We start from the raw sequence: 18,219 nt of genomic DNA, 5'->3' as shown, positions 1-18,219 counted from the left end.
GCGCAATGTGACATCGGCTACCGCGGGCCGGTAGCTCGCCAGTTGGCCTATTCCGAACCGCCAGCCACGGGCGTGCCACCCTGCAGCTGGCGCGCCGCGAGCGCGGCCTCTATGGCCGCATCCATCGACAGTGTGTCTGGATGATCGCCAAGCTCCATGACGTCCTGAAGATCGGGAGCCGGGCGATGGGCAGCGTCGGCATCAATGGCAATGGCGTACTTCACGATCTTCACGGGCCGGCCGTGAGCATCGAAGACGGGGTTATAGGTAGCCTGCAACCACACCACCCTGCCGTTGCGCCCGAGGCGACGGTAAAGCGCCGCGTCGTGCAGTCCGGAACGCAGGCGTCGCCAGAACGCGATATAGGCATCGGAGCGGCTTTCGGCCTCGTCGACGAACATGCTGTGGTGGCGCCCCAGCAGTTCGTCGCTGCGATACCCCATCAGCTCCAGGAAGGCATCGTTGGCCGCCAGCAGCATGCCATCCAGCGAGAACTCCACCACCGCCTGCCCGCGCCCGGCATCAGCCAGGCGCTGGGCCAGGTCGAGCGAGCGCAGGTGCTCGGAGGTCACGTCCACCGCATACATCATCACGCTGGACACCCGGCTGTCGCCATCCGACAGCGGCAGATACGAGCCGTGCAGCCAGGCCACCTGGCCGCCCGGCCCGATCGCGCGGAAGGTGCCCGTCATCGGCTCGCCACGGCCCACGCCACGCCACAGGCGCTCTTCGTCGTCGTTCTGGATAAACCGGGCATGCGGCATGCCCAGCACCGCATCGGCGCGGCAGCCCAGGGCCGCAAGAAAACGCTCGTTGGCCGAGCGGATGACGCCATCGGGCCCGAATTCCACCACCGCCTGGCAACGCGACAGGCCGCCGAGGATCGCCCGTTCGGGGCGAGCACGCCGGCTGAACCAATCGAACATTCCCATACGGCTGCCCCACGCGTCATCGTGAATACGAAAACCGTTATCGACCGGTGGACCCACCGGCTTTAGCCCCCTGTGGCGGGGTCATCATGCTCCTTTTCGGAAGGGGAAAAAGGGCGACTCCGGCAAGAATCATCCGTCGCCGGCCTGCGTCTCCAAAGCACTGGTTCAGCGCCAAGACGAGGCGCTAGGCTACGGGCTCGTTTACAGACCAGGAGGTCGCATGCGTCCGTTTGCCCGCCGTACCCTTTCGCTCACCCTGCTCGCCGCGCTGTCTGCCACGTGCGGTACCGCGCTTGCCGCGAATCCGCCGGCGCCGGCAGGCGGACTGGGTGAAAGCTGGCCCAACGCCAGTGACGTCAGCAGCAGCTCCAACTGGCATGTCTATGTGTTCCAGCGCGGCAACACCCGCTACATCCAGGTCAACGATGCGCAAGGCAAGGTACGCGGCGCATTCGCGCGGACACCCTATGCCCTGGTCGGCCTGCCCATTGGTTCGGATGCGGCGAACCTCGCCACGCCGGACGAGCCGTTGCCCAGGCCCGCCAGCGTCGCCGGCGAGACTATCTATCGCGGCAATGGCATCCAGGTGTTCGTGGCTCCGCAGACGGATGGCACCGCCCGCCTCATGGCTGTGATGGGGGATTGCACGAATCCTGCTGTGTGCAGCGTACCGCGACAGTAATCGGCACAAGGTGATGCCCGATGGTCATCACCTCTCTGATATCAGCGTCTCGCGAGATGCGTTCGGCAACCTTGCCGCGGTAAACAGACTTGCCGAAACCACCAGAGAAAGAACGACCTGAAACTGGATCATCTTCGGATCCAGCAGGGCGTCCGCAGTGGCCGCCGAAGCAATGCTCGATACCATGCCGGCAATGGCACCTCCATGCCAGCCATGCCGCCAAGTCATGGCCACAACAGGAACCAGCATCGCAAATCGTGCCAGCTGTTTCGCAACTTCGTCGTGCGTCGAGAAGGCATACCAGCAAAGCATTCCTAGAATGGGGACGATGGCCATCGTGTCCCGGAAAAGCGGACTGCGCGTCAGCATGGTCATGCTGAAAAAACCCTGTTCGTCGAATCGTTGTTTAAGCGCCAGAATCATCGGCGTGAGCGTGAGCGCCCCGAGATAGGAACCCAGCAGGTAGGCCCAGAAATAAAGATGCAGATCTATGTCGGGCCATGCCCCCGGGGAGTCCATCAGGGCAGTAAGAGTCGTCACCGACGTTTTGATCGCAGTCAGCAAGGCGCAGGCAAGTGTGGCGCCTAGCAGAAACACCTTGTTTAGCCGCCCATCCGGGCTGTAGTAGGACCATCTGGCGCGCATGGGCTTTATGCATGCCATGCAGAGCACGATCATCGGTACGGAGGCCGATATAGCCCATGGAATCCCAAACTGGGGAATGCACAGCAAGGCGTTTTCCACCATGGGCAGCAATTCGCCCAGCGCCAGCGCAGGCCAATATCGGACAGGTACCAGCAGGAGGCAGCTGAGGCGCAGCCCTGCCGTCAGTATCCAATGCGGAAAGGTGACGTGACGGGTGACTTCGTAGCAAGCGGCATAGGCGCCGGCAATCGCGATGTATTGTCCCCAGGCTTTCCAGTGCTCCGTGCTCGCGCTCACGCCGTCCCCTTAGCGTCTCCATGGAAAGGTCGAGGGTGCCAGATTCCCTGCCCCCTGTCAGCGATGAAGATGAGAACTCGTTGGCTGAAAAGGATATTTGCCGAAAAAGCTCCTGCCCAGGCATCGCCCGGCAAATTTACGCATGAACCGCTGGGGTGTCCCATGGCACGGCCGAACGTGGCCCAGATCACGCCCCGCCGTTGCCAGGCCGCACTTCCGGCCGCCAGCCCGCTAAAATGACCTCGTCCATCAGATCCACAGGGGAATCGGGCGAGTGCAGTCACGAAATTTCGCGGTATCCGTCGTTCAGCCTGGCGGCAAGGCCGCCATCGAAATCGAATTCAACGAAAAGGTCCATGGCCTTTCCGGCGACACGCTGTGGCTGTCGCTGGATGAATCGGCCTCGCTCGAGGACGCCGAGGCGCTGCGCGCCCTGCTCGAGCGGCTGGGTCACCGGATCACGGTAACGAACGTACGCTCCTGACCGGCAGCTCGGCGGGTTCCACTACCGCCAGCGGCCGCAGGTGCGGCGACAGCCGGTGGTTGACGCCATGCACCCGGCCGCAGCCCAGGCAGCGCCGGGTCTTTCCCAGCCCTTCGCGCACAGGCCGGGCAGCGCCCAGCAGGCAACCACAGACGTAGCAACTGGCATAGGCCCCGCGCTCCCACTGCCTCACCCTCACCGTCTGGGCCACGGCCAGCAAGGCCGACAGCGTGGCCGCACCGGCAAAAAGCCAGCTCGGCAGGTGGGAATAAAGGGATGCGATGCCCAGTTCGCCCGGCAGGTCCTGCACTGCATGGGCAACCCATGCCGAGAGGGCACCCGCAGCCAGCACGAAGGCGCTGGGCAGGTACATCCGTAGATACATGCGGCCGGTGTGAGACATCGGTTTCCCCTTCCCGGAACGTCCGGTCGCCCGCAGCATGTGGACCCGGAGGTCTAGCGACCGTGAATGTACCGCGCGGATGATCCGCGCGGTACCTGCCGCCCTCAGATGCCCGGCGAACGGGTGTAGCGGTCCCAGAGGGTATCCACGCTGGCGCCGGTGATCTGCACCCAGGTATTGGCCGTGTACCGGCGTCCACGCAAGGCGGCGTCGAAACGCTGCACGGCACCCGGGAAGTGCTGCTCCACCCAGACCAGGAAGCGAGCGGTGACGCGGTAGCTGTCGGTGTATTTCTGCCCTGCCTGATAGGCCGGCAGCGACCATCCCGCGGCCGCGTTGTTCACGCCATAACGATAGCGCGCATAGTCTGCGATGCCTTCGACCAGCCAGCCCGGGATGTTCTGCTGACCGTAGTCCTGCACGATGTGCATGGACTCGTGCGTAACGGTATCGGTGTCCTTCGGGTGCGAGATCATGTAGTTCGCGCCATAGGTTTCCGTCGCATTGGCCGTGGCGGCCACGCCGTCGTACGACGGATCGAGCACGATGGTGACCGTCTTCGAGGTATCGGGATTGAAATCCCTGGCTTCCTCGGGATAGATCGTGAAGAACGTATTCACCATCGTGTCGACGGTGGACTGTGCCACTTTCGAATCCTTGTCCGTCACGATGAGCGTGTAGCCGTTGCGCTGGTAAGTCTTCGTCGTTTCCGCCGATGCGGTAGTCACGGCAAAGAACGACAACGCGAAGACGAACGGTACGGCGAAACGCGTGCCTTGCTGCATGGTGCGTGCTCCTGCGTGGGTGGTCTTCGCATGATGAGGGCCATGACTACCTGGTTTTGTTGCACCCGTCACAGCTCAGGCACCCTGTAGGAGCGCGCCTTGCGCGCGACCGCACCATGTGATGAATCGATATAGCACCACGAAGACCGAAGGCTTCATAAGTCGTACTTTTACAAGTTGCTGAGCGCAGCAAACAGCGCAGTTCACTCACTGCACCAGAGGGCTGGCGGTAGCGATTAAATTCGTCCTATGGAAGCACATGCAGTTAGGCACTTAATCGGCAATTTGCATGCCATCGCCCTGACTAACCGCCAAACTATCCTATTGGCTAGTAGAGAGAAAGTTGTTGATGGTTATCTCGGTAGACAGCATGGAAAAAACCACTACGTGGTGGCATCACGCAGCAGTAATGGCGGCGTATGCTGGAACCTATACGATACTTAGAGAGGCATCCTTTACTCATTGGGTTCTTACAGCTGGACTCCGCGTTACCTGCCTCATGTTCGTCCCTCCGCGCTTCTGGCCTGCGTTAATAGCTGGCGAAACACTGGCCATGAGCGTTCAACTGCACTCCATTTATGTCCGCTATGGCCTTGTATTCGCTTTACTTTGCAGCATTTCTCACTACTTTATATACATACCCGTCGTGACGTTTGTACGGAGAAAACTATCTTTCCTTGATGTACACGGAAACATACACATCTTCCCTGTCCTCATCAGTGCCCTACTCTGCGCAGTACTTGGCGCAACCATGACACGACTAAGCATCACGACCGTTGTAATGGCTGACGGGTCCCAAGGTATGCCGTTACTTCTCTCGTCTTGGCTCGAGTCGATTCTTGGCTACTATCTTGGAATATTAACCATCACCCCGTGCTTTATTGCTGTGCGAGATCGCATCAGTCTTGTAAGAGACCCATTTACATGGAAAAACATCCGTCAAGGATCGCTACGCCGGGACATCATATTTTTTGAACTTCCCATAGTCGTCGCCATGCTATTAGGATCGGTGTACATCGGCGGCGATTCTCTTCCATACTTCCGGGCACTGATGTTACTCCCAGTTGTAGTCCTCAGCCTAAGACATGGCTGGCACGGTGCTGCCATTGGGGGAATGCTTGCTTCCTTGCCGCTCACCATTACAAAAATAGATTTTCGTGATCCCTCAGTTATTCCAGCACAAGCGTTACTTGCTCTGGCGATATCCACCTGGTTGCTTTGGGCGTTCCGTAAGACTCCCGGCATTCAGCCACCGATGCCACCAGCACCGCAAACCGGTATCACATTTTTTCTTAATCCACTGAGGCTATTTTCGAGCAACGCTATTCTTGGAAGAATTGACCCATCTCGTCATCGGAATAAGTAAGCGCATGCTAGAAGGCAAGCTGCTATTCGTCGACGATATAATCTAGGGATACTTTTCATTCGTTCTCGCAGGTACCAGTGCGATAACAGAGCAACGAGCTATCTCAAGAAATTCACTTTACGCACCACGGGCCATGCGATGAACGTAATCGGTCTCGCGACAACTGGTCGCGCGCAAGGCGCGCTCCTACAAGGGTGGGGTTAGTGGATGAAGTGGCGCAGGTCGGTGGCGAGGGCCGCGCGTTGCGTGGGGTCGTCGCCGATGGTGTGGCCGGCCGGGTAAGCCTTCGAAGTCCAGCGGGTCATGTCGATGCCTGCGCGCGACAGGGCGTAGCGGCCTGCTTCCAGCGGCGTATTCGTGTCGTAGTAGCCGCCGGCGGTGAACAGGCGCAGGTTCGGGTTCGCCGTCATGGCCGGTGCGAGGTACTGCACCACCGATACGGGATGCGACTCGTCGCCATAGCGCCACTGGCGGTTGATCGTGAGGTTGAGGGCGCGATACGGCAGCGCAGGCACGTAGCCGAGGCTGCGCAGGTAATCGTCCATGACTGCGGACGGACGACGCCCCAGGCTCATGCCGGGGTCGTCGTAGGGAACCGGCAGCTTGTCCAGTGAATCGTCCACGACCATGCGCGTGTCCAGACGGCCGACGCGCTTGCCGCCCGACAGCAGGCCCGTACGGAATGCATCGGGTGAAAGACGCAGATGCATCGCTTCCAGGCGTTCTGCAGGGATGCCCGTCCGTTCGCTGGTCGCCAGCGCGACCTCGTGCAGATCGACAGCACTCAGGCGATCGCCCTGAAGCAGGGCGCCCATATACGTCGTGCGCGCAAAGCGCCATGCTTCCTCGTATGCCTCGCTCGCGGACGCGGCCGGCATCCCCTGCTTGTGGTGAAACCATGCCGTGGCGGCATAGCTGGGCAACACGGCCATCGATTCCACATCGTCGTTGTCGATGCCGCCCACGTACATCGACAGCAAGGCCACGCCAGAAAGGTGCAGGCGCGGATACGGTGCATCCTCGTGCAGCATCGCCAGCGCACGCGTGGTGCCGTAGCTTTCACCGATCAGGTACTGGGGAGATGCCTCGCGGCCGTTCCTGTGCAGCCAGTCGCCGATCAGGCCAACGAAGAAGCGCGCATCGCCGGACAGGTTCCACAGGCTGCCCGCATCGCCGCCTTCCACGGGGAAGCTGGCGCCAGTGCCGACAGGATCGATGAAAACCAGGTCGGTCACGTCCAGCAGGCTGGCCGGATTGTCACTTAGCGCGCCATGGCTCCCGTCGTAGACCCTTGGCCCGAAGCCTTCCATATGCAGCGGCCAGGAAGACGCGCCGGGGCCACCATTGAAGACGAAGGTCACCGGCCGGCGGGCAGCATCGGCGTCCCGGGCGATATAGGCGTAGGTCACGGCGACACCTGCCGGCTTGCCGTCACTGCCGTCTACCTGCGTTTCTTCGACGACTGCACGGTAGGCGATACGTTGGCCATCCAGGGTAAGGACATGGTCACTGGTCGCGCGGCGATGGCCCACATCGGGGCGGCTCTGCGTCGGCGCGAAAGCGGCCTGTGCGGCCTCTGCCGCCGAGCGTTCGGATGCCCTGGCCCCTGCAACAGGCATGAGGACGAGGATGGCGCAGACCAGGAATGGGATCGGAGAGGCATGGCGCATGGCGATGGACGTCCATAAGGGAAGCCTGTGGAGCAGCAACGAACGTGCCATGCGACGAGCCTGGAGTACCCTGTCCGTCGGTTCCGACCGGACTGTCTGAAACCGTCTCCGTACATGTCCGCGGACAGTACGACACGACGGCAGCGGGTCCGCTCCCTGCCAAGGGGTTGCCAAACCGGTCGGTACTGGATTACAAGCCCTCACCACCCCAACCCTGATCATGCCGATGCGCTGCCTGCTTATCGAGGACGACATGCCCACCGCTTTCCTGGTCAGGGAGGGCCTGGTGGAGGCAGGGCACCGGGTCGAACTGTCTCATGACGGCATCGATGGCATGGTGCGCGCCTGCGGCGAACCCTGGGACCTGATCGTGCTCGACCGCATGCTGCCGGGTGAATACGATGGCCTGGATATCGTGGCGGCGCTTCGCTCGCGCGATGATCGCACCCCGGTGCTCGTGCTGAGCGCACTCAGCAGCCTGGACGAGCGTATCCGCGGCCTGCGTGCCGGTGGCGACGACTACCTGACCAAGCCTTTCTCGCTCGACGAATTACTGGCGCGTGTCGATGCACTGACGCGCCGTACTTATACCCACGGCGACGCGGAACGCCTGGCCTTTGGCGACCTGGTACTGAACCCGCGCATGCGCCGCATCTACCACGGCGATCGCCAGCTCTCGCTGCAACCACGCGAATACATGCTGCTCGAATACCTCATCCGCCATCGCGGCGAGGTGGTCACGCGCAAGATGCTGCTTACCGCTGTATGGGGTTATCACTTCGACCCCGAGACGAATGTCATCGACGTGCAGATGAGCCGCCTGCGCAGCAAGCTGGAGCGCGAAGGCGTTCCTCCCATCATCCGTACCGTGCGCGGCGCCGGCTTCACCATCGGCGCGCCGGACGGGTCCGACGACGGTGGCTGACTTCCGTCACTCCGTGGTTTTCCGCATGTCGGCGAGCTACGGCGTGGTGCTGATGTTGTCCGTGGCGCTGATTTCCACCGTGTTTTACGTGGGCACCGCGGGGCTGCTCGGGCGGAACATCGACACCCAGCTTCGTGGAACCATGCGCCAGCTGGTCGAAACACGCGAGCAGCACGGTGCCGATGCGCTGGTGCGGCAGATCCATGCACTACTGAGCGACGATCGCGACATCGACACCGAGATCTACCTGGTGACCGATGCGAGCGGACGCAAGATCATCGGCAACCTCACGGCATGGCCTACCGCGGCCATCTGGCCCGACGGACTGCGCACCATGCAGGTGAAGCGCCTGGGACGCGATGCGTCCAGCCGCTTGCTCGCCTATCGCTTCGGTGACGGCAGCCGCCTGCTGGTGGGTCGCGACATGCACGATGTCCGCGAGCTTGAGCGCATGGTGATCGAAGCACTCGCCCTGGGTGGCGGCCTCGTGATCGTGCTCGCCACGGCCGGCGCCATGCTTTTCCGGCGCCAGCTGCAACGCCAGCTCAATGCCATCCATCGCGTCACCACCGAAGTGGCCGGTGGCAGCCTGGACCGGCGCATCGCCATCGGCCAGTCGCGCGACGAATTCGCACGGGTGGCCCGTGACGTCAATGACATGCTCGACCAGATCGAGCGCCTGATGGAAAGCGCACGTAACGTCTCCAACGCCATCGCGCACGACATGCGCACGCCGCTGGGCCGGATCCGCAGCTCCATGGAACAGGCCCTGCGCTCGCCCCAGCGCAACGAGCGACTGGTGACGGGCGCGGAAAACGCCATCACGGAAATCGATGGCCTCATCACGCTTCTCGACAAGCTGCTGCAGATTGCCGAGGCGGAATCCGGCGTACGCATGCAAAGCTTCGCACCGGTCCCCCTGCGTGAGCTGGTCGAAGACATCGTGGAGCTTTACCGGCCCGCCGCCGAGGCGCGCATGATCGACCTGGAAGCCGATGTCGTGGGCGAGCCGGTGGCCCTGGCTGATCACCACCTGCTGGCGGGCATGCTTGCCAACCTGCTCGACAATGCCCTGAAGTACGCCGGCGACGGCGCCACCGTGCGTGTCAGGGCCACGCAAGCCCAGGAGCCCGGCATGGTGGCCCTCAGCGTGCGCGACGATGGTCCGGGCATGCCGGAGGAAACCCTTGCGCGTGCAACGGAACGGTTCTTCCGTGCCGACGCCAGCCGCCATCGGCCAGGCAACGGACTGGGCCTCAGTATCGTCGCCGCCGTGATTGCCCTGCATCGCGGCAGGCTTGTGTTGCGCAACATGGCGCCGGGCCTCGAAGTCTGCATGCTGCTGCCGGTCGCAAACCTTTCCGGATCGTAACTGTCACCCGCCGTAACCCGGCGCTAAGGTGAAAACCGTCCCCGCGTCGAACTTCCCCATCGACGCCCCCCCTGCCGATATGACGCGGGCGACACCTCTTTTGCCGGATGACGCACCGGCACACCACCCGGATGACGACGATATGAAAAACACGGGCGGAAGGCTCGTCACGACCGTATGCCTGCTCGCAGCCCTCGGACTCGCCCTGGAGTTCCGCCATGGAGGCGCCAGCGCGGCGGCCGCCACCGCCACGGCGCCGGCCGAGGACCCGCAGAAGGTCACCGTCGATGCCGAACAGGCCAAGCAGGTGCATGTCACCACCACCATCGAGCGTGACTTCGCGCCCCGCGTGGAGGCCACCGGTCGCGTCGATTTCGATCAGGACCGCCTCGCCCAGGTCACCTCGCCTTATGCCGGTCGCGTGCGCGATGTCTTCGTACGCGCGGGCGCCAGCGTGACCCAGGGTCAGCCTTTGTTCTCCGTGGACAGCCCGGACCTCACCCAGGCCGAAGGTGCGCTCGTCGGTGCGGCAGGCGCGAGGGAACAGACGCACGTGGCCCTGCAGCGGGCGAAAGGCATGGCCGCCGTGCAGGCCAATGCGCCGCGCGACCTGGAACAGGCCGTGGCCGACGAACAGACGGCCGAGGGCAACTACCAGGCCGCACGTCGCACCCTGCACCTGTTCGGCAAGAATGACGCCGAGATCGACCAGATCGCTGCCGGGCGCAAGGTCGATGGCGTGCTGCGCATCGACAGCCCCATCGCCGGCGTGGTCTCGCAGCGCAACGTCGCCCCGGGCGATCTGCTCCAGCCTGGCACCGGGGTGCCGTTCACCATCGGCGTGCGTGATTCGCTGTGGCTGGTGGCCGATGTGCCGGAGAACGATGCGGTGCAGGTGCGCGTGGGGCAGCCGATGACCGCTACGGTGGCCGGCAGGCCCATCGACGCGACGGTCAATTACGTTGCCGACAGTTCCGATGCGAACACCCACCGGGTCACCGTGCGTGCCGTGCTCGACAAGCGCCCGGAGGGTATCCGCGCGCAGATGCTCGCCGCCATCGCCATCCGTACTGCAACCCCCGAACGCCACATTGCCGTACCCGAGGATGCGGTGGTCCGTGAGTCCGATGGCGGCCTGGTCGTGTTCACCACCGACGACGGCCTTACCTTCACCCGCCGCCCCGTTCACCTGGGCGAGCCGCGGGATGGCTATTACCCCGTGCTCTCCGGCCTGCCCGGCCATGGCCGCATCGCTGCCGAAGGCGCGCTCTTCCTGAGCAATGCCCTCGCCCTGCGCGCCCGCTAGTCCGAAGGAACCATCGTGCTCAGAGGTATCGTCGCCTTCGCCCTGACCCGCCGGGCCATCGTCCTGATGGCGCTGGTGGCCTTCGCCGTTGCCGGCATTGCCGCCTACGCCAGGCTCAACATCGAGGCCTACCCGAACCCCGCACCCGTGATCCTGGAGATCACCGCGCAGTCGGCCGGCCTGTCCGCCGAGGAAATGGAACGCAGCTTCACCCGTCCCATGGAGGTGGGCCTCGCCACCGTGCCTGGCGTGCAGAGCATCCGTTCCACGTCGTTCTACGGCCTGTCGTTCGTGCGCGTGACCTTCAATTACGGCACGGATTACTACTTCGACTACACCCAGGCCGCGCTCGCGTTGCAGCAGAACGTGAGCCTGCCCGGCGGCATACAGCCGCAGATCCAGGCATCCAGCCTCGTCGGCGAGATCATGCGCTACCAACTGGTGGGGCCTCCGGGTACCAGCCTCACCGAACTGCGCACGTTGCAGGACTGGGTGGTCACCCGCCGGCTGCTTTCCGTCCCGGGCATTGCCCAGGTCGTGACCTGGGGCGGCACCACGAAGGAGTACGACGTCGAGGCCGACCTGCACAAATTGCAGGGCTATAACGTGACCCTGCCCCAGCTGGTCGCGGCCATCGGCAATGCGAACACCAATGTCGGCGGCCGCACCGTCAACATCGGCCAGCAATCGGTGAATATCCGTGGCGTCGGCCTGGTGAAGGATGTCGACGACATCGCGGAGGTCGTGCTCAACCAGAACAACGGCGCGCCGATCCGGGTGAAGGACGTCGCCACGGTGAAGATCGGCGCCGTGCCACGCCTGGGCAAGGCCGGACGCGATCATCAGGACGACGTGGTCACCGGCATCGTCGTGATGAACCGCACCTTGCAGACCAACGAGGTCGTGGCCGCGGTAAAGAGCGAGGTCGACAAGCTCAACAGCGACGGCACCCTGCCGCATGGGGTACTGCTGCAACCGTTCTACGACCGCTCCACGCTCGTCGGCGTCACCACGCACACGGTGCTGCACAACCTCATCTTCGGCTGCATCCTGGTCTTCCTGATCCAATGGGTCTTCCTGGGCGACCTGCGCAGCGCGATCATCGTCAGCGCGAACATTCCCATTGCCCTGTTCTTCAGCATCATCATCCTGGTGCTCATGGGCGACTCGGCGAACCTGTTGTCCCTGGGTGCGGTGGACTTCGGCATCATCGTCGATTCGGCGGTGATCCTGATCGAGAATGTCTTCCGTAACTTCCAGAAGACCAGGGAAGAACGGCAGGCCCTGCTCCATGACAGCGCCCAGGGCGAACTGCGTGAATACCTGCACGGGCCTGCATCGCGCGGCTGGACGGATCGCCTGCGCATCCTGTTCATCAGCACCCTGCAGGTGGATCGCGCGGTGTTGTTCTCCTCGGCGATCACGGTGGCGGCCTTCATCCCCCTGTTCACCATGCAGGGCGTGGAAGGCCAGATCTTCAATCCGATGGCGCGCACCTATGCTTATGCGCTGTCCGGTGCGCTGATTGCCACCTTCACCATCTCGCCCGTACTGGCCTCCCTGCTGCTTCCGCGCCATGTCGAGGAAGTGGAAACCTGGTTCGTGCGTGCGATCCGCAGGGTCTATTCACCGGCACTGCGTTGGGCACTTGAGCGCCGGGGACTGACCGTCACGCTGGGCGTGGTCTTCCTGGGTCTCGCCGGACTGCTGTGCACGCGTGTCGGCACGGAATTCCTGCCGGCACTGGAAGAAGGCAACCTGTGGATCCGAGCCACCATGCCCACCACCATCTCGCTGGAAGCCGGCGAAGACAAGGTGCATGTGCTGCGCGAGATCCTGCTGCGTCACCCGGAGGTGATCACCGTCGTCTCGCAGCATGGTCGCCCCGATGACGGCAGCGATGCGTCCGGGTTCTACAACGTGGAACTCTTCGTACCGCTGAAATCCCAGGACGATTGGCCGGCCGGCCACACCAAGGCAAAGCTCGTCGAGGACCTCACCCACGAGTTCGAGGATGCGCTACCCGGCGTGGATTTCAATTTCTCCCAGTACATCCAGGACAACATCGAGGAGGGGCTGTCCGGCGTGAAGGGCGCCAACTCGGTGAAGATCGTCGGCCCGGATCTCAAGGTGCTGGAAAACCTTGCCGACCAGGTGCAGGCCCAGATGCAGCAGGTACGCGGCATCGAGGACCTCGGCGTATTCCACGTGCTGGGCCAGCCCAACCTCAACATCGTGGTGGACCGCAAGAAGGCCGCGCGCTATGGCCTCAACACCGGCGATGTGAACACGGTGCTCCAGGCGGCCGCTGCCGGTACGCAGGCATCGACGGTGCAGGAAGACGATCGCCAGTTCCCGCTGGTGGTGCGATTGTCGCCGGAGTACCGCAAGAGCCTCGCCGACATCGGCAATATCCAGGTCAACTACACGCGTTCCGACGGTGGCACGGGTTACGTGCCGCTGCGTGACGTGGCCGACATCAGCCTGGATACCGGTGCCTCGTACATTTACCACGAGCGCAACGAGCGCTTCGTGCCCGTGAAATTCAGCGTACGTGGCCGCGACCTGGGTGGCACGGTGGCCGAAGCGCAGGAGCGGATCGCAAAGCATGTCGTGTTGCCGTCGGGTTATCACCTCATCTGGGCGGGCGAGTTCCAAGACCTGCAACAGGCGAAGCACCGGCTTGCCATCGTACTGCCGATCGCCATGGGCCTGATCCTCGCCCTGCTGTTTGCCTTGTTCAATTCCCTGCGTGACAGCCTGCTCACGCTGGCTGCCATCCCCTTCTCCATCGCAGGCGGCATCGTGGCGCTGTACCTGACGGGGCTGGATCTCAGCGTGTCGGCGGCCATTGGCTTCGTCTCGCTGTTCGGCGTGTCGGTCATGAACGGCATCCTGGTGATTACTTACTTCAACCATCTCGTCCTCGAAGGACTGACGCCGCTGGAAGCCATGCATCGCGCGGCCGAGCAACGCATGCGCCCGATGCTGATGACTGCCCTGTCGGCGTGCATCGGCCTGCTTCCCGCCGCGCTGTCGCACGGTATCGGCAGCCAGGTGCAGCGCCCACTGGCCACGGTGGTGGTCGGCGGCATGCTGATCGGGCCGGTCATGTTGCTTGTTGTCGCGCCGGCCTTGCAGGTGATGGTGGTCGAATGGTCGCAACGCCGCCGTCGCCAGCGTGGAGGCACACCATGATCCGCTCCCTCGTACTGTGTGCCGCCATCGCGACGATATGTGCCGGCTGCGCTGCCGGCCCTGACTACAAGCGTCCGTCGCTGCCGGCACCTTCTGGCTACGTGCGCGGCGAGCAGCCTGCGGTCATTGGCACGGATACCGCGCAGGCACAGCGCTTCAGCCCTGCACCTGTGCAGGGCGAATGGTGGACGATGTTCGGCTCGGCCGCGCTCGATGCACGGGTGAAGCAGGCGCTGGCCCACAATGCCTCGCTGGATGCCGCGCTGGCAGCACTGGATGCGGCGCGGGAAAACGTTGCGGCACAGCGGGCCACTTATTTCCCGTCGGCGCAGCTGAGCTATGCGCCTTCGCGCCAGCGTGATGCCGTGGGCACCCTGTCGCCGACGCTCTCCAATAACGCCACGTATTACAGCCTGCATACCGCGCGGCTGGACGTAAGCTATGCGCCGGATGTGTTCGGTCTCAACCGGCGCACCGTCGAATCGCTATCGGCTCAGGCCGAGGGGCAGCGCTACCAGCTCGACGCCGCACGGCTGACCATCGCAACCAACGTGGTCAACGCGGCGATCACGGAAGCCTCGCTGCGTGCGCAGATCGATGCGACCAACGAAGTCATTGCCGATGGTGAGCGTGCGCTGACGATTCTTCGTGACCAGGCGCGCCTTGGCTATGCCTCGGCGATGGATGTGGCCGCGCAGGAAAGCGCGCTGGCACAGTCTCGCCAGGCCCTGCCCGGTTTGCGCAAGCAGCTGGCGCAGAATCGCGACCTGCTGGCCGTGTTATGTGGCGAGGCGCCGGCCGATGGTGGCTCGCCCGAGTTCGTCATGGATGGCCTGACGCTGCCTGCGACGTTACCGGAGGTGGTGCCGGCGAAGCTGGTGGACCAGCGTCCCGACGTAAAGGCAGCCGAAACCGATGTGCAGGCGGCCAGTGCGGCTGTGGGTATCGCACTGGCGAGCCGCCTGCCCCAGCTGAATCTCACGGCCAGCTATGGCAGCAGCGCCACGACGTTCTCGCGGATGTTCACGGATGACAATGTGTTCTGGTCGCTGGCTGGCAGCGTGACGCAGAGCGTGTTCGACTTCGGTGCGCTGAAGCATAAGCAGCGTTCGGCCGAAGCGGAGTTGCGGCAGTCGGTGGCGCAGTATCGCGGCGTGGTGCTGGGGGCATTCCAGGATGTGGCCGACACGCTATATGCGCTGGAGGAAGATGCTCATGCCTATGCGGCGGCGAACGATGCCGAGGTGGCGGCGCAGCGCACGATGAAGCTCACGGCTGAGCAGCAGCGACTGGGTTATGTAGGTACGCTGGCAGCGATTACGGCGCGACAGGCCTGGCAACAGGCACGCATCGCGAAGATCCAGGCCCAGGCCACCCGCCTGCAGGATTCGGCAGCCCTGGTGCAAGCCCTGGGTGGCAACTGGATGTAGGAGCGCGCCTCGCGCGCGACCGGAGGCTATCGCAACACCCGTCGCGCGCAAGCACGCTCCTACATGTAATAGCTACGTTGTAGGAGCGCGCCTTGCGCGCGACCGGAGGTTATCGCAGCACCCGTCGCGCGCAAGCACGCTCCTACATGTCATAGCTACGTTGTAGGAGCGCGCCTTGCGCGCGACCGGAGGTTATCGCAACACCCGTCGCGCGCAAGCACGCTCCTACATGTAATAGCTGCGTTGTAGGAGCGCGCCTTGCGCGCGACCGGGGTCTATCAGGCGGCGGGCTGGCCGTAGGACGGCGGGCGGTCGGCCATTGCCTTGCCGAAGGCCTCGTTCGGCTTGTCGCCCATGACGAAGGTGAGCGTGCCGCCGGCGGCGAGTTCGGCGTGGGAGATCCACGTCTTCGTCCACGGCTGGCCGTTCCAGGTAACCGACTGGATGTACGGACGGTCGGCACCGTTTTCCTTCGCCTCGATGGTGAGCACCTTGCCGCCGCCGAGCTGGATCTGCGCCTTGTCGATCACCGGGCTGCCGAACACATAGTTCGTGCTCACCGGGTCCACCGAATAGATGCCCATGGCGCTCATGATGTACCACGCGCTCATCTGGCCGCAGTCTTCGTTGCCCGGCAGGCCGTCCGGCTCCGGCATGTACATCGTGTCGAGCAGCATGCGCACGCGGGCCTGCGTCTTGTGGTGCGAACCCGAGTAGGCGTAGAGGTAGGGCATGTGGTGCCCCGGCTCGTTGCCGAATGCGTACTGCCCCACCATGCCAGCGATATCCGGCGGCGCATTGTCCGGCAGGCGCGGATCGGCATTGAACAGGCCGTCGAGCTTCTTCTCGAACGCCGCCTCGCCACCGAACAGCGTCATGTAGTGATACACGTCGTGCTGGTTGAGGAAGGTAGCCTGCCAGGCATTGGACTCGGTGAAGTCACGCCAGCGGTTCGAATGACCGATGGCGATCGGGTCGAACGGCTCGATCCACTTGCCATCCGCATCGCGCGGACGCGTGAACTGCGTGTCCTTGTCGAACACGTTGGCGTAGTTGCGTGAACGCTTGCGCAGCAGGTCGGCATCGTCGGCGTGACCGAGCGCCTCGGCCATGTGTGCCACGGCCCAGTCGTCATAGGCGTATTCGAGCGTCTTGCTGACCGCCTCGCCTTCCTTGTCGCTTGGGATGAAACCCATCTTGCGGTAGTACGGCAGGCCGAAGTAGTCGTCCTGCATCGCGCGACGGCGGAACACCGGCCATGCCTTCGCATAATCGATGCCCTTGAAACCCTTGGCCTGCGCCTCGGCAACGACCACGGCGGAGTGGTAACCGATCATGCATACCGTCTCGACACCCTGCAGCGGCCACACGGGCGCACCGCTCGGGCTTTCCACGGCCAGGCGCACGAGACCATCGACGATGTCCGGCACGCGATCGGCCTGGTACAGCGTGAACAGCGGATGCTCGGCGCGATAGGTGTCCCACAGCGAGTAGGTGCTGTAGTTGTGACGACCTTCCGGCAGCGTATGCACCGCCTTGTCCATGCCGCGGTAACGACCATCGATGTCGCTGAACACGGTCGGGGCGAGCATCGAGTGGTAAAGCGAGCTGTAGAACGTCTTGCGGATCTTGTCCGAGGTGGTGTCGATCTGGATCTTCGACAGTTCGGTGGTCCACTCGGCCTCGGCCGAGGCACGCACGCCGTCGAAGTCCCACGCCGGGATTTCGCCATCGAGGTTGCGCATGGCGCCATCGATGTCCACGCCGGAGATACCGACCTTGACCAGCAGCGGCTCCTTCGACGCATGGTCGAAGTGGATGGCAGCCTTCAGCGTATCGCTCCTGGCTTCGCTGGTGCCCTTCGGCAGGGCCTTGCCACCGTCGTACAAGGTGACTTCCTTGAATGGACGCGACACCTTCATCGCGAAGTAGATCACGCGACCCGAAGCCCACTGGTAGACGCGACGGCCACCTACTAGGGTGTCGTTGCCGATCACACGCACTTCGACGTCGCTGACGCGGGTAGCTTCGCGCGGGTTGTCCTGGAAGCCGTGGGTCATGTCCAGCAGCACGTGGGCATCGCCATCCTTCGCAAAGGTGTAGCGATGGATGCCCGCGCGCAGCGTGGCCGTGAGTTCGGCAAGGATGTCGTGCTTGGTAAGCTTGACGCGGTAGTAGCCCGGATGCGCCTGCTCGCCCGTGTAATGCGAGCGGTAGCCCTTCACGCCGGTCTTGTAGCCCTTGGGGGCTTTCTCGCCGCTGATCTTGGCCGCGTCGTAGCGCGACACGTAGTTCACGCCGTCGTAATCGCGATCACCCGGCTGCAACAGCACCGGACCCATCGACGGCATCACCAGGAAGTCGAGCATGTCGCTCGCACCCGTGCCGGACAGGTGGGTGTGCGAGAAGCCCATGATCGAACCGTCGCCCTGGTGGTAACCGGACGAACCGTCCCACTCGGCGTTATACGTATCGGGGCTGAGCTGCATCATGCCGAACGGCCGGGTCGCACCGGGATAGGTGTGACCATGGCCGCCCGTGCCGACGAAAACGTCGACGTAACCCAGGATGCCCTCCGCGGCGGTGCCGCCGCCGGCGGAAGGCGTGTTCACGGCGCGCTGTACGCCATGGGCAAGCGCGGAGAGGGAGCCGAGCTGGCCGATGGCGGTGGCCGCAGCCATGCCCTGGAGAAAACGTCGACGAGTAACCATGAATCGCTCCAAA

14 protein-coding genes are annotated in these 18,219 nt (G+C 63.5%); 8 read left to right on the top strand and 6 right to left on the bottom strand.

Features of this window, described 5'->3' with window-relative positions:
* Nucleotides 1-47: 47 nt before the first annotated feature.
* Nucleotides 48-932: a PAS domain-containing protein gene (locus tag HBF25_RS18390; protein WP_166951098.1), complete on the bottom strand. Its 885-nt coding sequence runs from the start codon at nucleotides 930-932 to the stop codon at nucleotides 48-50.
* Between the two features lie 220 nt (nucleotides 933-1,152).
* Here HBF25_RS18390 and HBF25_RS18385 point away from each other — a divergent pair, with 220 nt between their 5' ends.
* On the top strand, nucleotides 1,153-1,614 hold the full coding sequence (locus tag HBF25_RS18385) for a hypothetical protein (protein WP_166951083.1): 462 nt from the start codon (nucleotides 1,153-1,155) through the stop codon (nucleotides 1,612-1,614).
* Between the two features lie 27 nt (nucleotides 1,615-1,641).
* On the opposite strand, the gene HBF25_RS18380 is transcribed toward HBF25_RS18385, so the two are convergent.
* Nucleotides 1,642-2,556 carry an MASE1 domain-containing protein gene (locus HBF25_RS18380; RefSeq protein ID WP_166951080.1) on the bottom strand — a complete coding sequence of 305 codons (915 nt, stop codon included), beginning with the start codon at nucleotides 2,554-2,556 and terminating at the stop codon, nucleotides 1,642-1,644.
* Nucleotides 2,557-2,830: 274 nt separating this feature from the next.
* Here HBF25_RS18380 and HBF25_RS18375 point away from each other — a divergent pair, with 274 nt between their 5' ends.
* On the top strand, nucleotides 2,831-3,040 hold the full coding sequence (locus tag HBF25_RS18375) for a hypothetical protein (RefSeq protein ID WP_166951078.1): 210 nt from the start codon (nucleotides 2,831-2,833) through the stop codon (nucleotides 3,038-3,040).
* On the opposite strand, the gene HBF25_RS18370 is transcribed toward HBF25_RS18375, so the two are convergent.
* The gene (locus tag HBF25_RS18370) at nucleotides 3,015-3,443 is read right to left on the bottom strand and encodes a hypothetical protein (RefSeq protein ID WP_166951074.1); all 429 of its coding nucleotides are present in this window, start codon (nucleotides 3,441-3,443) and stop codon (nucleotides 3,015-3,017) included. The genes HBF25_RS18375 and HBF25_RS18370 overlap by 26 nt on opposite strands.
* Nucleotides 3,444-3,547: 104 nt before the next feature.
* Nucleotides 3,548-4,228 (bottom strand): basic secretory protein-like protein, encoded by a 681-nt coding sequence (locus HBF25_RS18365; RefSeq protein ID WP_166951071.1) that lies wholly within the window; start codon nucleotides 4,226-4,228, stop codon nucleotides 3,548-3,550.
* A gap of 370 nt (nucleotides 4,229-4,598) precedes the next feature.
* Between HBF25_RS18365 and HBF25_RS18360 the strand changes: the two genes are divergently transcribed.
* Complete coding sequence (locus HBF25_RS18360; protein WP_166951068.1) at nucleotides 4,599-5,594, top strand: MASE1 domain-containing protein; 996 nt, start codon at nucleotides 4,599-4,601, stop codon at nucleotides 5,592-5,594.
* 200 nt (nucleotides 5,595-5,794) lie between these two features.
* On the opposite strand, the gene HBF25_RS18355 is transcribed toward HBF25_RS18360, so the two are convergent.
* A complete protein-coding gene (locus HBF25_RS18355; protein ID WP_166951063.1) occupies nucleotides 5,795-7,315 on the bottom strand; it encodes a S10 family serine carboxypeptidase-like protein in 1,521 nt (506 codons plus the stop codon).
* Between the two features lie 169 nt (nucleotides 7,316-7,484).
* On the opposite strand from HBF25_RS18355, the gene HBF25_RS18350 reads away from it, so the two are divergent.
* From HBF25_RS18350 to HBF25_RS18330, 5 genes are all read left to right on the top strand, one after another.
* Nucleotides 7,485-8,189, top strand: coding sequence for a response regulator transcription factor (locus HBF25_RS18350; RefSeq protein ID WP_279588220.1), 705 nt, complete (start codon nucleotides 7,485-7,487; stop codon nucleotides 8,187-8,189).
* On the top strand, nucleotides 8,182-9,561 hold the full coding sequence (locus HBF25_RS22575) for a sensor histidine kinase (RefSeq protein ID WP_166951058.1): 1,380 nt from the start codon (nucleotides 8,182-8,184) through the stop codon (nucleotides 9,559-9,561). The genes HBF25_RS18350 and HBF25_RS22575 overlap by 8 nt, the downstream gene beginning before the upstream one ends.
* A 142-nt stretch (nucleotides 9,562-9,703) precedes the next feature.
* Nucleotides 9,704-10,867 carry an efflux RND transporter periplasmic adaptor subunit gene (locus HBF25_RS18340; protein WP_166951055.1) on the top strand — a complete coding sequence of 388 codons (1,164 nt, stop codon included), beginning with the start codon at nucleotides 9,704-9,706 and terminating at the stop codon, nucleotides 10,865-10,867.
* Between the two features lie 15 nt (nucleotides 10,868-10,882).
* Nucleotides 10,883-14,065, top strand: coding sequence for a CusA/CzcA family heavy metal efflux RND transporter (locus HBF25_RS18335; RefSeq protein WP_166951052.1), 3,183 nt, complete (start codon nucleotides 10,883-10,885; stop codon nucleotides 14,063-14,065).
* Complete coding sequence (locus HBF25_RS18330) at nucleotides 14,062-15,495, top strand: efflux transporter outer membrane subunit (RefSeq protein WP_208392671.1); 1,434 nt, start codon at nucleotides 14,062-14,064, stop codon at nucleotides 15,493-15,495. The genes HBF25_RS18335 and HBF25_RS18330 overlap by 4 nt, the downstream gene beginning before the upstream one ends.
* A gap of 278 nt (nucleotides 15,496-15,773) precedes the next feature.
* On the opposite strand, the gene HBF25_RS18325 is transcribed toward HBF25_RS18330, so the two are convergent.
* Nucleotides 15,774-18,206: a GH92 family glycosyl hydrolase gene (locus HBF25_RS18325; protein WP_166951047.1), complete on the bottom strand. Its 2,433-nt coding sequence runs from the start codon at nucleotides 18,204-18,206 to the stop codon at nucleotides 15,774-15,776.
* Nucleotides 18,207-18,219 lie beyond the last annotated feature (13 nt).

The organism is Luteibacter anthropi (assembly GCF_011759365.1).
In the GTDB taxonomy this organism is placed as follows: Bacteria; Pseudomonadota; Gammaproteobacteria; order Xanthomonadales; family Rhodanobacteraceae; genus Luteibacter; species Luteibacter anthropi.
Note: the sequence above shows the minus strand (reverse complement) of the source record. Positions and strands in the feature narration are given on the sequence as shown.

Bases quoted from the DNA above. Each gene is read 5' to 3' on its own strand.
- HBF25_RS18330 (WP_208392671.1), top strand. From the start codon at position 14,062: ATGATCCGCTCCCTCGTACTGTGTGCCGCCATCGCGACGATATGTGCC.
- HBF25_RS18325 (WP_166951047.1), bottom strand. From the start codon at position 18,206: ATGGTTACTCGTCGACGTTTTCTCCAGGGCATGGCTGCGGCCACCGCC.
- HBF25_RS18365 (WP_166951071.1), bottom strand. From the start codon at position 4,228: ATGCAGCAAGGCACGCGTTTCGCCGTACCGTTCGTCTTCGCGTTGTCG.
- HBF25_RS18340 (WP_166951055.1), top strand. From the start codon at position 9,704: ATGAAAAACACGGGCGGAAGGCTCGTCACGACCGTATGCCTGCTCGCA.
- HBF25_RS18360 (WP_166951068.1), top strand. From the start codon at position 4,599: ATGGAAAAAACCACTACGTGGTGGCATCACGCAGCAGTAATGGCGGCG.
- HBF25_RS18350 (WP_279588220.1), top strand. From the start codon at position 7,485: ATGCCGATGCGCTGCCTGCTTATCGAGGACGACATGCCCACCGCTTTC.
- HBF25_RS18355 (WP_166951063.1), bottom strand. From the start codon at position 7,315: ATGGCACGTTCGTTGCTGCTCCACAGGCTTCCCTTATGGACGTCCATC.
- HBF25_RS18370 (WP_166951074.1), bottom strand. From the start codon at position 3,443: ATGTCTCACACCGGCCGCATGTATCTACGGATGTACCTGCCCAGCGCC.
- HBF25_RS18390 (WP_166951098.1), bottom strand. From the start codon at position 932: ATGGGAATGTTCGATTGGTTCAGCCGGCGTGCTCGCCCCGAACGGGCG.
- HBF25_RS18385 (WP_166951083.1), top strand. From the start codon at position 1,153: ATGCGTCCGTTTGCCCGCCGTACCCTTTCGCTCACCCTGCTCGCCGCG.